Origin of the sequence: Flavobacterium cheonanense, from assembly GCF_039539185.1 — a bacterium.
Taxonomy (GTDB): Bacteria; Bacteroidota; Bacteroidia; order Flavobacteriales; family Flavobacteriaceae; genus Flavobacterium; species Flavobacterium cheonanense.
The window spans coordinates 524512-538457 of record NZ_BAABCT010000002.1 but is presented as its reverse complement, the minus strand read 5'-3'; the positions used below and the strand labels follow the sequence as shown (position 1 = coordinate 538457).

The following is a 13946-nucleotide window of genomic DNA, read 5'->3' as shown; positions in this document are numbered from 1 at the left end:
AGATTTAACTTTTATCGTAAGTATAAATTTGTATTTTTATCGGTTATAAACATAGTATCAACAATTTTGGAACATCAAAACATTATATTCGATAAACTCGAACAGTTTATTAAGAAGTTTTACACAAACGAATTACTACGTGGAACCATTTTCTTCGTCGGAATAGGTTTGCTTTATTTTCTTTTTACGCTTTTTGTTGAATATTTTCTTTGGCTAAAACCTACAGCGAGAACCATTTTATTTTGGACATTCATCGCAGTAGAACTTTTCTTGTTGTTGCGTTTCATTTTATTTCCTCTCTTTAAATTATTCAAACTTCAAAAAGGAATTAATTATGACGACGCTTCCAAAATTATTGGAAATCATTTTAGTGAAGTAGGTGACAAGCTTACCAATTTTTTACAATTATCTCAAGATAAAAACAAATCAGAATTATTAGTTGCTTCAATCGAACAGAAAGCGAATACACTACAACCCATTCCTTTTGGAAATGCAATTAACTTTGGAAGTAATAAGAAATTTTTACCGTTAGCAATTATTCCAATTTTGTTTTTTGCGTTTTTCTATTTGTCAGGAAATAGTAGTTTTATTTCTCAAAGTTTGAATCGTGTGGTTAATTACAAACAACAATTTTTACCGCCAGCTCCATTTGAATTTCAACTTTTGAATAAGTCTTTACAAACCGAACAAAACCAAGATTTTCTTTTGAAAGTTAAAACAGTCGGAAAAATAGTTCCAGAAAATGCTATGATTTTTATTGGTGAGGAAAGCTATTTTATGGAAAGTACTAAGCCAGGAGAATTTCAGTTTGTTATTCCTAAACCAAAAGAGAATTTAGAATTTCATATTGAGGCAAATGAGGTTTCGTCTAATGATTATGAATTGAATGTTGTGACAGTTCCATCGATTGCAAACTTCGAAATGGTTTTGAATTTTCCTGGGTATTTGAATAAAAAAGCAGAAGTAATTAAAGGAACAGGAAATGCTGTCATTCCAGAAGGAACTCGTGTAACTTGGAGAATGAATACCTTAGCTACTCAAAAAGTGGAATGGTTGGATGCTTCAGCTAAGTATGCTTTTACAAAACAAGAAAATCAATTTTTATTATCAAAAAATATTGTTCAAAATACAGATTACCAAATTGTTACTTCAAATAATAAGGTTCAAAACTACGAAAAGTTGAATTATCAGATTTCCGTGATTAAAGATCAATTTCCAACAATTACTGTAGGAAATGCGCCAGACAGTCTTAAAATCGAAAAAAACTATGTTTTAGGGCAAGTTTCTGATGATTACGGACTTTCAAAATTACAAGTAGTTTATTATCCAAAAGATAAACCAAATTTTGCCAAACGTGGAACAATTGCTGTAAAGAGAGATGTTTATGACCAATTTGTTTTTGCTTTCCCAAGTAATTTAGCAGTAGAAGAAGGCGTTTCGTATGAATATTATTTCGAGATTTTTGATAATGATGCTTTACACAATTTTAAGAGCGCAAAGTCTTCTGTTTTTTCAAACAGAATTGCTACAGAATCTGAAAAGGAAGACCAAGTTTTACAACAGCAAAATGATAATATTAATTCTTTAGAAAAGTCTTTAAAAACTCAAGATAAGCAATTGAACGAAATGGAGAAGTTGCAAAAAATGGGTAAAGAGAAAGACAATCTTGAATTTAAAGAACAACAGAAGGTTAATGATTTCTTGAACAAACAAAAGCAGCAAGATGAATTGATGAAAAATTTTGCTGAAAAGATGAAAGAGAATTTAGACAAAGTTAAAACCGAAAAGAAAGATGAAGTAAAAGAGGTTTTAAAAGAACGTCTAGATAAAGTTGAAAAAGATTTAGAAAAAAATAAAAAGCTTTTAGATGAACTTCAAAAGTTAAATGAAAAACTTCAAAAAGAAGAGTTGTTTGAAAAGATGGATAAGCTCAAACAGCAGAGTAAAAATCAAACAAAGAGTCTTCAACAATTAGTTGAATTGACTAAGAAATATTATGTAGAAAAGAAAGCAGAACAAATCGCAAATAAATTAGACAAGCTTTCAGAAAAGCAAGAAAAATTATCAGATAATGACAAGGAAAATTCTACAGAAAAGCAAGAAGAAATAAACAAAGAGTTCGATAAAATTCAAGAAGAACTTAATGAATTAGAAAAAGAAAATAAAGAATTAAAAACGCCTGTTGAACTTCCAGATACAGCTCCAAAAGAGAAAAGTATTGATGAAGATTTAAAGAAAGCTTCAGATGAATTAAAGAAAGATTCTAAGTCAGCTGCAAAACCAAAACAAAAAAGTGCTTCAAAGAAAATGAAGCAAATGAGTCAAGACATGCAAGCAAGTATGGAATCTGGCGAGATGGAACAAATGGATGAAGACATTGCAATGCTACGCCAAATTCTTGATAATCTATTAGCTTATTCTTTTTCTCAAGAAAACGTTATGAAAGAGTTTAGAGGTTTAAAAAGAGGTTCTTTGAGTTTTAATAAAAACCTTAAAATCCAACAAGATTTAAAACAACAGTTTAAACATGTAGATGATAGTTTATTTGCGCTTTCATTACGTAATCCTAAAATTGCAGAAGAGGTAACTACTGAGGTTGGTAATGTTCAATACAACGTTGACAAATCTTTAGAAACTTTAGCAGATGCAAATGTACCAAAAGGAATTTCTCACCAACAATTTGCTACAAGTTCGGCTAATAAATTGGCAGACATGTTAGCAGACACCATGAATAATATGCAGATGTCTATGTCAATGTCTGGATCAGGAAAAGGAAAACCAAAACCTGGTGAAGGTAGCGGAATGCAATTACCTGACATAATTAAAAAGCAAGAAGGTCTTGGTGAAAAAATGAAGAAAGGTATGAAACCTGGTCAAAAGCCTGGTGAAGGTAAAGACGGAAAAGAAGGTGAACAAGGAAGTGGTAAAGAAGGTCAGAAGGAAGGTAAAGATGGTAAAGGAAAATCTGGAAAAGACGGAAAAAGTGGCGGTAGCGGAAACAGTCAAGGTGATTCTGATGGAGAAAACGGCGAAGATGGAGAAGGTAATGCAAAAGCAATCATGGAGATTTATAAAGAGCAACAACAGTTAAGAGAAGCTTTACAAAATGAACTTAACAAACAAGGTTTAGGCGGTCAAGGTCAAAATGCTTTAAATCAAATGAAGCAAATAGAGAAACAATTATTAAACAAAGGTTTTAATAATGAAGTGCTTCAAAAGATGCTTAATCTAAAATATGAAATGCTCAAATTAGAAAAAGCAATTCAACAACAAGGCGAAGAAAAGAAACGTCAGTCAGAGACTAATAAAAAAGAATTTACTAATTCAACGAATGCTTTACCTAAACGTTTGCAAGAATATTTGAATAGCGTTGAAATTTTAAACCGACAAACCTTACCTTTGCGCTCCAATTTTAACCAAAAGGTTCAAGAATATTTCAAAACAAATGATTAGTTTCAATTACGAATTAGAGTTTCAACTTGAAAACGAAGAACAATATTCTTCATGGATTTCAAATGTTATTTCATCTGAAAATAAAAAAGAAGGTGATATTAATTATATCTTTTGTGATGACGAATACATCCTTGAAATTAACAAGCAATACTTAGATCACGACTATTATACAGATATTATAAGCTTTGATTATTCTGTAGGAAACGAATTACACGGCGATATTTTTGTTTCTATAGAAAGAGTTCGTGAAAACGCCTTAGAATTTGAGGTTACTTTTGATGAAGAACTTAAAAGGGTTCTTGCTCATGGTGTTTTACACTATTGTGGTTATAAAGATAAAACAGAAGAAGAAGAGTTGTTAATGCGCTCTAAAGAAGATGAGAAAATCAAAATGTTTCACGTGGAACATTAATTGGTTTTTTATAAATTGAATTTACAAACGTTCCACGTGGAACAATAAATAAATCGAGCATATAGTTGTCTCGAATCAAAATAAAATGTTTTTAGAAAAATACGATGTTATTGTTGTTGGTGCTGGTCATGCTGGTTGTGAAGCTGCTGCTGCCGCTGCCAATTTAGGCTGTTCAACCTTGTTGGTTACAATGAGTTTGCAGAACATTGCTCAAATGTCTTGCAACCCTGCTATGGGCGGAATTGCTAAAGGACAAATTGTTCGTGAAATTGATGCGCTAGGTGGGTATTCAGGGATTGTTTCCGATAAAACTGCAATTCAGTTCAAGATGCTTAATAAATCAAAAGGTCCAGCAATGTGGTCGCCAAGAGTTCAATCAGATCGAATGCGTTTTGCTGAAGAATGGCGATTAATGCTTGAGCGAACTCCTAATGTTGATTTTTATCAGGAAATGGTTTCATGTTTAATGATCAAAAACGGAAAAATTGAAGGAATAAAAACTTCTTTGGGAATTGAAATTAAAGCTAAAACAGTTGTTCTAACAAATGGTACTTTTCTAAATGGTTTGATTCATATAGGTGATAAACAATTTGGAGGAGGAAGAGCTGGTGAAAGTGCTGCTTATGGAATAACAGAAGATTTATTAAAAGTAGGTTTTGAATCAGGAAGAATGAAAACCGGAACTCCACCAAGAGTTGATGGTCGTTCATTAGATTATTCTAAAATGCAAGAAGAAGCTGGAGATGTAAATCCAGATAAGTTTTCTTATTCAGATGAAACCAAACCATTAATACATCAAAGATCTTGTCACATGACGTATACTTCACTTGAAGTTCATGATATTTTGAGAGAAGGTTTTGATAGGTCACCAATGTTTAATGGAAGAATTAAATCACTCGGACCAAGATATTGTCCGTCTATTGAAGATAAAATTAATCGTTTTGCAGATAAAGAAAGACATCAGCTTTTTGTTGAACCAGAAGGTTGGGATACAGTCGAAGTTTATGTAAATGGCTTTTCAACATCTTTACCAGAAGATGTTCAGTTTAAAGCTTTACGTTCTGTTGCAGGTTTTGAAAAAGTAAAATTCTTTAGACCAGGATATGCCATAGAATATGATTATTTTCCACCAACACAATTAAAGCACACATTAGAAACTAAATTAGTTAATGGTTTATATTTTGCTGGTCAAATAAACGGAACAACAGGTTATGAAGAAGCTGCTTCTCAAGGAATGATGGCTGGTATTAATGCTGCTCTTAAAGTAAAAGAGCAAGAGCCAATGATTCTTAAAAGAGATGAAGCTTATATTGGAGTTTTAATAGACGATTTAATCACTAAAGGAACAGAAGAGCCTTATAGAATGTTTACTTCTCGAGCTGAGTTTAGAACACTTTTGAGACAAGATAATGCCGATTCGCGTTTAACTCCTAAATCATTTGAGATTGGTTTGGCTTCAGAAAAGAGAATGCGTAGAATGGAAGAGAAGTTTGCGAAAAGTGATGCTATGGTAAATTTCTTTAAAGAAACCAGTGTAACTATCGAAGAAGCAAATCCTGTTTTAGAAGCCAAAGGAAGTTCGCCAATGGTTCAATCGGATAAAATGTTTAAAGTTTTTTCTCGTCCACAAATTGATTTAGACGATTTTATTAAGTTTGATAAAGTAAAGCAATACATTGAGGATAATAATTTAGATAAAGAAATTATCGAACAAGCAGAAATCAATGTTAAGTATTCGGGCTATATTGAGAAAGAAAGAAACAATGCCGACAAACTTACACGTTTGGAGGATATGAAAATTCCGGAGGATTTCGACTACAATAAAATAAAATCGATGTCAATTGAAGCACGACAAAAGTTAAGTAAAATTCGTCCTGTAACAATTTCACAAGCTTCAAGAATAAGCGGAGTTTCTCCAAGTGATATTTCAGTATTGCTAATTTACATGGGAAGATAATTCAAAACAAGATTAATAAAGTTTAGAACACGACGTAAAATAAATATTGAATTTTAACCTTCGTATTTTGTATTTCTAACTTTTAACTTAGAAATGTTCCACGTGAAACTAACTTTGTTAAAACCTATAAATAAAGAGAATTTAATGAATATTGAAAAGACAAAACATTTTTTAAACGTAAAAGATCATTCGGTATCAAAAGAAACTTTTGAATTGCTTTATGAAGAAGATTTGGATATGTTGATTACGCATCCACAACCTTCTTTAGAAAAACTTCCTAGTTATTATGAAAGTGTAGATTACATTTCTCACACTGATGGAAACAAATCGTTGTTTGAAAAAATGTATCAGTTTGTAAAAGGAATTGCTTTAAAAAATAAATTAAAGTTAATAAATACAGAATCTGCAAAAGGAAGAATTTTAGATATTGGAGCAGGAGTTGGTGATTTTTTATCGGTTTGTAAAAATGATGGTTGGGAAACAATTGGAATTGAACCAAGCGATAAAGCTAAAACAATTGCAATCAAAAAAGGAGTTTCATTCGTAGAACATCTTTCAGAACTAGAAAGTAATTCATTTGATGTAATCACAATGTGGCATGTATTAGAACACGTTCCTGATTTAGAACACCAGATTAAAGAATTAAAAAGATTAATCAAACCAAACGGAACGATTATAATAGCTGTTCCAAATTTTAAATCATTTGACGCAAAACATTATGGAGTTTTTTGGGCTGCTTACGATGTGCCAATTCATTTATGGCATTTTTCTAAAACAGCAATTAAAAAATTATTTGCTAAAGAAAATTTAGAATTAGTAAAAGTGCTTCCAATGAAATTTGATAGTTTTTATGTTAGTCTTTTATCTGAAAAATATAAATCTGGAAAAATGAATTTCATCAAAGCATTTTTCGTCGGATTGAAATCAAATTGGAAAGGAAGTCAAAATTCCGAGTATTCTTCGCATATTTATGTGATAAAAAACGCTAAAAACTAAAATAAAAGCGAAATTTTAATCATTTTCAACACAACAATCACTTTGGTTATCAAAAAAGAGAAGGTTTCTTAAACGGCTTTATTTCGACTCGTTTTCAATAGAGGATTACTATTTAAGTTTATAAAACAATAACAAACACTTATATTATTAAAATTTGGCCAATTTTATAACTTTTTATCTTTTACGATTAAAATTTTATACTTTTGGCAAATAGAAAAAAATAACACTTTTAAAATGAAAAAAATTATAGTATGTCTTGCAATGGCAGTTGCAATTGTATCATGTAACAAAACTACAGACGCAAAAGAATTTAAAACAGCTTATGTTGATACCAATAAACTTTTGGATGAATCTATAGAGAAAAAAGATATTGAAGAAAAATACAAAGCCAAAGCTGATGTAATGGATTCAAGATTGAAAGTCGCTGCAGAAAAATTTCAAAGTGAAGCAGCTAGTTTCAAACAAAATGCTATGGCTAATGGTCAAGCTTGGGCGCAACAAAAAGGAGCAGAATTGCAACAAAGAGAACAAGAATTACAATATGCTCAACAAGGAATGTTGCAACAATTGCAAACAGAAAGCGGAAAAGAAATGGATTCTTTAGTAACTAAATACAAGAAAATTTTCAAAGAATACGGAAAAGACAAAGGATACGACTATGTTTTTGGAACAGGTGAAGCTGCTACCGTATTGTATGCTAAAGACAGTTACGATATCACTAAAGAATTAATCAAATTGGTGAATGATAAATACAAGTCTGAGGGTAAAAAAGAAGAAAAACCTGCAGATAAAAAAGAAGAAGCTAAGAAATAATTTTAGTTTTTAATTTTAGATAAACGCCTTTCAAAAGAAGGCGTTTTTTCTTTGTATATTGATTAACAAACTTTTATATTTGCTTTTTAAAATATAAGCCATGGAATTTGTATCAGCAGAAGCAAAATATGTTTTGCAATTTATCAACCAAACCAACCGTTCTGTATTCCTTACAGGAAAAGCAGGAACCGGAAAAACCACTCTTCTCAAAGAAATTATTAGAACCACTCACAAGAATTGTATAGTTGTTGCACCCACAGGAATTGCTGCTTTAAATTCAGGAGGCGTAACAATTCATTCTATGTTTCAACTGCCTTTTGGCGGATTTATTCCAGATAATTCTACACCACAATTTGCAGATAATTCTAAGTTTGAAAGCCGCGCTACACTTCGTAGACACTTCAAAATGAGCGGATTAAAAAAAGCCGTTATTAAAAACATGGAGTTACTGATTATCGACGAAGTCAGTATGTTACGTTCCGATTTATTGGATGCTATGGATTTTATGCTGCAATCAGTTCGTAAAAAAACACAACCATTTGGTGGAGTACAAGTACTTTTTATTGGCGATTTACTTCAGCTTCCGCCAGTAATTCGTGATGAAGAATGGCGAACTTTAAAGCAATATTATCGAGGAAAATTCTTCTTTCATTCTCATGTAATTGAACAATTTCCGCCATTGTATATTGAACTTTCGAAAATCTTTAGACAAACCGATGATCGTTTTATTTCGGTGCTTAATAATTTGAGAAACAATCGAATAACGCAAAATGACATCCAAATTTTAAATGAATTTGTTAAACCAGATTTTGATTTAAAAACAAATAAAGGTTACATAACACTTACAACACATAACGTAAAAGCAGATACAATAAATTCAGAATCTCTCCAGGATTTGGAAGGAAGATCAAAAACTTATTATGCAGAAATAACAGGTGATTTTCCAGATAAGATTTATCCAATTGAAGAAAAACTAGAACTTAAAGTTGGTGCTCAAATCATGTTTATTAAAAATGATTTGTCTTTTGAAAAGAAGTTCTTTAATGGTAAAATGGGTTTTGTAAAATCTATTTCTGAGAAAGAAATAATGATTCATTTTCCTGATGAAAATAAAACCATTGAGGTTGAAAAATACGAATGGCAAAATATTAGATATTCCATAGACGAGAACACAAAAGAGGTTCAAGAAGAGGTTTTGGGCACATTTGTTCATTATCCAATTAAATTAGCTTGGGCAATAACCGTTCATAAAAGTCAAGGATTAACTTTTGACAAAGCAGCGCTTGATGTTTCGCAAGTTTTTCTTCCAGGACAAGCGTATGTTGCACTTTCTCGTTTACGTTCTTTAAACGGCTTAATTTTGCTTTCTCCGTTAAGAATGAACGGAATTTCTAACGATCAAGATGTAATGGATTATTCTTTGAATAAAGCATCTGAAGATCACTTAGAAAGTGCTTTACAAAATGAAACTAAGAACTTTATTCATAATTATTTAATAAATAGTTTTGATTGGACTGAACTTGCTCAAGAATGGCGTAATCATAAATTTAGTTATCTTGATAGTGATAAATCTGTAAAGTCTAAATCTGCCAATTGGGCTGCGCAACAATTAGAACTTTGCGATTCAATTATTGATCCATCTAGGAAATTTATTTCTCAATTGAATAAATTATTTTCTCAAGAAACTACAGATTATCAGTTTATTAACGATAGAATTCAAGCAGCTTACGGTTATTTTTTTGACAAATTAGACAAGCTAGAATATGAAATTTTATACAAAATTGAAGAAATAAAAAGAGTCAAACAAGTCAAACAATTTTACGACGAATTGCTAGATTTAGAAGATTTGCAAACTAAGGCCGTATTAAGATTAATGAAAGCCAAATTGTTGATGGAAACGATTATGAATAGAAAAACCATTAGCAAAGAAAGTTTAAATTCTTCAGAAATAAAGAATTACAAATTAAACAAAATTGAGAGAGTTGTTGAAGATTTCAAACGAAACAACCTTAATTTGATAGAAGATAAAGAAGACGTTAGTTATTACGAGCCAAAGAAAAAGAAGTCGGAAAAAACGCCAAAAAAACCAACGTCTCAAATCACTTATGAACTTTGGGTAGAAAGAAATTCGATAGAAGAAATTGCCAATTTGAGAAAGCTTACTGTTGCAACAATTTTATCACATTTTACAAAACTTATTCAAGATAAAGCCGTTAGCATCAACGATATTATGCCAGAAGATAAAATTGAAATTTTAACGAAAGCGTTTTATGGCTACAAAGAAGAGTCCCTAACACCTATGAAAGAACAATTAGGCGACGATTTTTCTTGGGAAGAATTAAGAATGTTTAAGGCGAGTTTAAATGTTTAACTCAACCAAAAAACTCCTAAAATAGCTATAACAAAGTAAATGGCTATGGTTCTAGCGCCGTCAAAATCTTTTGCCAATCGTTGACCAAATAACATCATTAGTAGTGAGATACAAGAAAAAACGGCACCATAAAAACCAAACATTCTGCCACCATTAATGTAAAGTTCTATGATTCCTACAACGCAAGAAATTCCGGCAATCAATTCAAAAAAGACCAAAACTCCAAGAGCTTGAGGAACAAAGTTTTTTAGAATAGTTTTTTCAAAATGAGGTTTCATCCAAGCCATATTATCATTCCAATGAAAAAGCTTATCGTGCGCCGACATTATGAAAGTTATTGTTAGAAAAACCAAAACCAAAACTGATGCTGTATTGTTCATAGCTTATTTTTTGTGAATTAAACGAGTAAGTTTTATTGATAAATCGGTCAATATAATTTTTGCATTTCCGTTGCGTTCAATGTGGTAAGATGCATCGGATAGTTCTTTAAAAATTTCTGTAATATTGTTTCCTGTTACAAAAGGAGCAAAATTCTCTAGTTTAAATTTATCAACTGTTGGTTCCATATAAACCAATTTTTCAGCTTGATAATTCAGCAATAATGCTTGGCGGAACATATCGATACAATAATTTAAAAATTTCTTCTGTGCTTCACGACCTAAACTTGCAATTTGATCACTCCAAGCAATTAAATCTTGAATAGCTGCGGCATTTCCTTTGGCTCTAAATGCAGCTCGAATCCAGTCGACAAACCATTTTTCAAAAGGCAATTCTTCATGGTCTTCTTTTAAAAAGTGCATTGCTTTGTTATAATTTCCTTGAGCTTGATGCGCAATTTTGAATGCTAATTTTTCATCAATTTTTTCACGTGAAACCAAAGCTTCAGAAATCACATTTTCTGGTAATCCGTTAAAATGCAATACTTGACAACGCGAACGAATGGTTTGAATTATATCTTCTTCATTTTCAGAAATTAAAATAAAAACCGTCTTGTCTGTTGGTTCTTCAAGTAGTTTTAAAAGTTTATTAGACGCTTCTAAATTCATTTTATCTGCCATCCAAATAATCATTATTTTGTATCCTCCTTCGTGCGATTTCAGTGCTAATGATTTTAATATTTCAGAGGCATCTTCAACACGAATCATCCCTTGCTTATTCTGAACTCCTAATATTTTGTACCAATCAAACAATCCACCATAAACATTTTCAGTAATGAATTGGCGCCATTCTTGAATAAAATCTAAACTTTTAGGTTTTGTTTTTATATCTTCTGTAGAAACTGTAGGATATATAAAATGTAAATCAGGATGTTGTAAGTGATTGAATTTTAGGTTACAAGCTTCATTTTGTCCAATATTTTCATTTCCAGAATTTTGGCAAACGATATATTGTGCATAGGCAATTGCCATTGCTAAAGTTCCACATCCTTCTTGACCAACAAATAGTTGCGCATGTGGAATTCTTCCAAGGCTTGCACTTCTAATTAAGTGGTTCTTAATATGTTCTTGACCTAAAATTTCTGAAAACTGCATAAGCAAAGATAATAAAAAATAGTATTTATTATGTTGATAACTTTAAAAAACACGTAAGAAAAAACATATAAATTTAATTAATAAGCAGGAAAAAGTATTCAAAAATAATAGAAAACAGCATTTAATCGGTTAAATAATGCATTTAATCGATATTTTTTATAATTTTGAATTGTTAATAACCATTATTTCAAATGTTTTAAAGACCCCAATCTAAAAAACTTAGAATCATGAATGCTAAAATTACTCTTCGAAAAATAGTTTTTTTAACTATGCTTATAGTTAGCACAACCAATTATGCTCAACTTTCGGTTCCGTTTAAAATTCGTTACCAAGGATTTGTAAAAGGCGATATGACTATAATTGCCAATAATAGCGTAAACAGAGTTGACTTTACAAGCGGTCCAAACGAACCTTACTATAATCTTACTTCTTATGCCAAATTGAATGATGAATTTGATATGGCTTATATTGATATTGATGAAGATGAATCTACTTTTTCTTCAAGTAGTGCTGAGTTATATCTTGAGAATTCTAACAGAAAAAAGATAGTTTACGCAGGACTTTATTGGTCAGGAACTTATCGTTATAATGCAGGAATTCAAAAATCAGAAAAAAAGTTTATTCCATCAGACGCTTCAAGAGGAACTTTTTCTAGTGTAAAATTAAAATTACCTAATAAAGAGAAATACATAGATGTTTCGGGTCAAGTTATATTTGATGGAGCTGGCAAAAATGAGTTTGATGAAATTGCTCCCTATGCAGTTTACTCTAATATCACAGATTATTTAAAAGAATTATCAAATGCTTCGGGTGTTTATTCAGTTGCTAATGTAAAAGCAACTCAAGGAATAATCGAAGGTGGCGTTTCTGCAGGATGGACTATTTTTATTGTCTATGAAGACCAAAATATGAGTGGAAAGTTTGTATCAAGTTATGATGGTTTCGCTGGTGTTACAGACAAGTCAACAGATATTGTATTTAATGGATTTCAAACTTTACCAGAAGGAAATGTTAGAGCAAAAATTGCTTGTGCCGCTTTAGAAGGTGATAACAACCTTTTGGGAGATCAATTACTTTTTAGTTCAAACGAAAGTAAACTTTTTACACCATTAAGCACAAACATTAGAAAAGACAACAACTTTTTTAATAGTTCGATAACTATAGAAAATCAGAATTTCATTAATAGATATCCTGATAGTAAAAACACACTAGGTTACGACACATGTTTGTTTACAATACCAAATCCGAATAATACAATCATTGGAAATAATATCAAAGAAGCTACTTTAAGATTAAAATCAGTAGGCGATAGATGTTTCATGTTTTTTACCGCATTTGGAGTAGAAGTAACGCCATCAACAGGTGAAATTAATTATGCATCAACAGATGATAAACCATTGAAAGTCGCTTCAAAAAATAATATGATAAAATTTATACCAGCCAACAAAGATTTTTTAATTGAAGATTATAGAACAAGTTCATCTATTAACAGAAATAGAAAAAACACTTTTATTGATAGTAAAAACAATATTATTGAGGTTCAAACGGCATCAATCTCATCAGCAACTTCAGGTTATTATATTATTGCTAATATTTTTAAAACAGAACAAAGCGCAATAGAATTTGTAACTTTTCTAAAATCAAAAGATATCGAAGCCGACTTTTTCACTAATGTTTTAAATAATTATCGATATGTTTATCTTAAGAAAAACAATGATTTAAATGAAATAGTCGATCTATATCTTTCAAAACTAGACGATACTTACGAAGATAGAATTCAGATTTTGGCAATCAACAAAAACAACAATGATTTGATTGCCGATGCAAGTAAAAAAGAGCTGCCTAGCAAACAAGAAGTTGCAATAAAAGAACCAAATAAAAAAGAACTTTTTGATGTTCAGATTGTCTCTATACCAAATGAACCAAGAGGATATTACATAGTTGCCAATGTGTTTTCAGTATCAGAAAATTCGGTTAACTTTTTTAATTCATTAAAAGCTAAAGGATTGACACCAAAGGTGTTAATTAATCCAATGAATAATTATAAATATGTTTATTTAAAAAAGGTCGATAACGAACAAGAAGCACAAGCATTGTATCTTTCTAAAATAAACAACACCTATCAAGGTAAACTTTGGATTTTATCAGTAAACAATAACAACGCACTAATTACAGACAATGACGATTAATATACTTATATACGGAATCTATAAATCAATTGTAGAAAAGAAAAATATGTTTCCAAAAATTATTGAAGAAATTGATTTTAAATGTAGTATTTTCGGGCGAGAAGGAGTAAAAATACACTCTGTGCGTGACGAAGAATCAGATGATGAATAGACCTGATATTTCTCATTTTCAATAAAAAACAAAATACTTATATTTGCAGATTAATATCAATTAACACTGCAA

The 13946-nt window shown here is 30.9% G+C and carries 10 protein-coding genes; 8 read left to right on the top strand and 2 right to left on the bottom strand.

Translation table 11 applies throughout. From position 1 onward, the window contains the following. The first annotated feature begins 66 nt into the window (after window positions 1-66). From ABD766_RS05860 to ABD766_RS05835, 6 genes are all read left to right on the top strand, one after another. Window positions 67-3453: a hypothetical protein gene (locus tag ABD766_RS05860; RefSeq protein ID WP_344815792.1), complete on the top strand. Its 3387-nt coding sequence runs from the start codon at window positions 67-69 to the stop codon at window positions 3451-3453. Then, a complete protein-coding gene (gene ybeY, locus ABD766_RS05855; protein WP_344815791.1) occupies window positions 3446-3865 on the top strand; it encodes an rRNA maturation RNase YbeY in 420 nt (139 codons plus the stop codon). The genes ABD766_RS05860 and ybeY overlap by 8 nt, the downstream gene beginning before the upstream one ends. Before the next feature lie 85 nt (window positions 3866-3950). Further along, on the top strand, window positions 3951-5822 hold the full coding sequence (gene mnmG / locus ABD766_RS05850; protein ID WP_344815790.1) for a tRNA uridine-5-carboxymethylaminomethyl(34) synthesis enzyme MnmG: 1872 nt from the start codon (window positions 3951-3953) through the stop codon (window positions 5820-5822). A 144-nt stretch (window positions 5823-5966) separates the two neighbouring features. Continuing rightward, entirely contained in the window at window positions 5967-6818 is an 852-nt protein-coding gene (locus tag ABD766_RS05845; RefSeq protein WP_344815789.1) for a class I SAM-dependent methyltransferase, read from the top strand. 234 nt (window positions 6819-7052) lie between these two features. Then, window positions 7053-7631 (top strand): OmpH/Skp family outer membrane protein, encoded by a 579-nt coding sequence (locus ABD766_RS05840; protein ID WP_344815788.1) that lies wholly within the window; start codon window positions 7053-7055, stop codon window positions 7629-7631. Window positions 7632-7731: 100 nt separating this feature from the next. Then, a complete protein-coding gene (locus ABD766_RS05835) occupies window positions 7732-10002 on the top strand; it encodes a helix-turn-helix domain-containing protein (RefSeq protein ID WP_344815787.1) in 2271 nt (756 codons plus the stop codon). Here the strand turns inward: ABD766_RS05835 and ABD766_RS05830 are convergent. Continuing rightward, on the bottom strand, window positions 9999-10382 hold the full coding sequence (locus ABD766_RS05830; protein WP_344815786.1) for a DoxX family protein: 384 nt from the start codon (window positions 10380-10382) through the stop codon (window positions 9999-10001). The genes ABD766_RS05835 and ABD766_RS05830 overlap by 4 nt on opposite strands. A gap of 3 nt (window positions 10383-10385) precedes the next feature. Beyond that, the gene (locus ABD766_RS05825) at window positions 10386-11534 is read right to left on the bottom strand and encodes a DNA polymerase III subunit (RefSeq protein WP_344815785.1); all 1149 of its coding nucleotides are present in this window, start codon (window positions 11532-11534) and stop codon (window positions 10386-10388) included. 227 nt (window positions 11535-11761) lie between these two features. Between ABD766_RS05825 and ABD766_RS05820 the strand changes: the two genes are divergently transcribed. Next, window positions 11762-13723 (top strand): hypothetical protein, encoded by a 1962-nt coding sequence (locus ABD766_RS05820; protein ID WP_344815784.1) that lies wholly within the window; start codon window positions 11762-11764, stop codon window positions 13721-13723. Continuing rightward, entirely contained in the window at window positions 13713-13874 is a 162-nt protein-coding gene (locus ABD766_RS05815) for a hypothetical protein (RefSeq protein ID WP_344815783.1), read from the top strand. Before ABD766_RS05820 ends, ABD766_RS05815 begins: the two co-directional genes overlap by 11 nt. The last annotated feature ends 72 nt before the right edge of the window (window positions 13875-13946 follow it).

Bases quoted from the DNA above. Each gene is read 5' to 3' on its own strand.
- ybeY (WP_344815791.1), top strand. From the start codon at position 3,446: ATGATTAGTTTCAATTACGAATTAGAGTTTCAACTTGAAAACGAAGAA.
- mnmG (WP_344815790.1), top strand. From the start codon at position 3,951: ATGTTTTTAGAAAAATACGATGTTATTGTTGTTGGTGCTGGTCATGCT.
- ABD766_RS05845 (WP_344815789.1), top strand. From the start codon at position 5,967: ATGAATATTGAAAAGACAAAACATTTTTTAAACGTAAAAGATCATTCG.
- ABD766_RS05840 (WP_344815788.1), top strand. From the start codon at position 7,053: ATGAAAAAAATTATAGTATGTCTTGCAATGGCAGTTGCAATTGTATCA.
- ABD766_RS05835 (WP_344815787.1), top strand. From the start codon at position 7,732: ATGGAATTTGTATCAGCAGAAGCAAAATATGTTTTGCAATTTATCAAC.
- ABD766_RS05830 (WP_344815786.1), bottom strand. From the start codon at position 10,382: ATGAACAATACAGCATCAGTTTTGGTTTTGGTTTTTCTAACAATAACT.
- ABD766_RS05825 (WP_344815785.1), bottom strand. From the start codon at position 11,534: ATGCAGTTTTCAGAAATTTTAGGTCAAGAACATATTAAGAACCACTTA.
- ABD766_RS05820 (WP_344815784.1), top strand. From the start codon at position 11,762: ATGAATGCTAAAATTACTCTTCGAAAAATAGTTTTTTTAACTATGCTT.
- ABD766_RS05815 (WP_344815783.1), top strand. From the start codon at position 13,713: ATGACGATTAATATACTTATATACGGAATCTATAAATCAATTGTAGAA.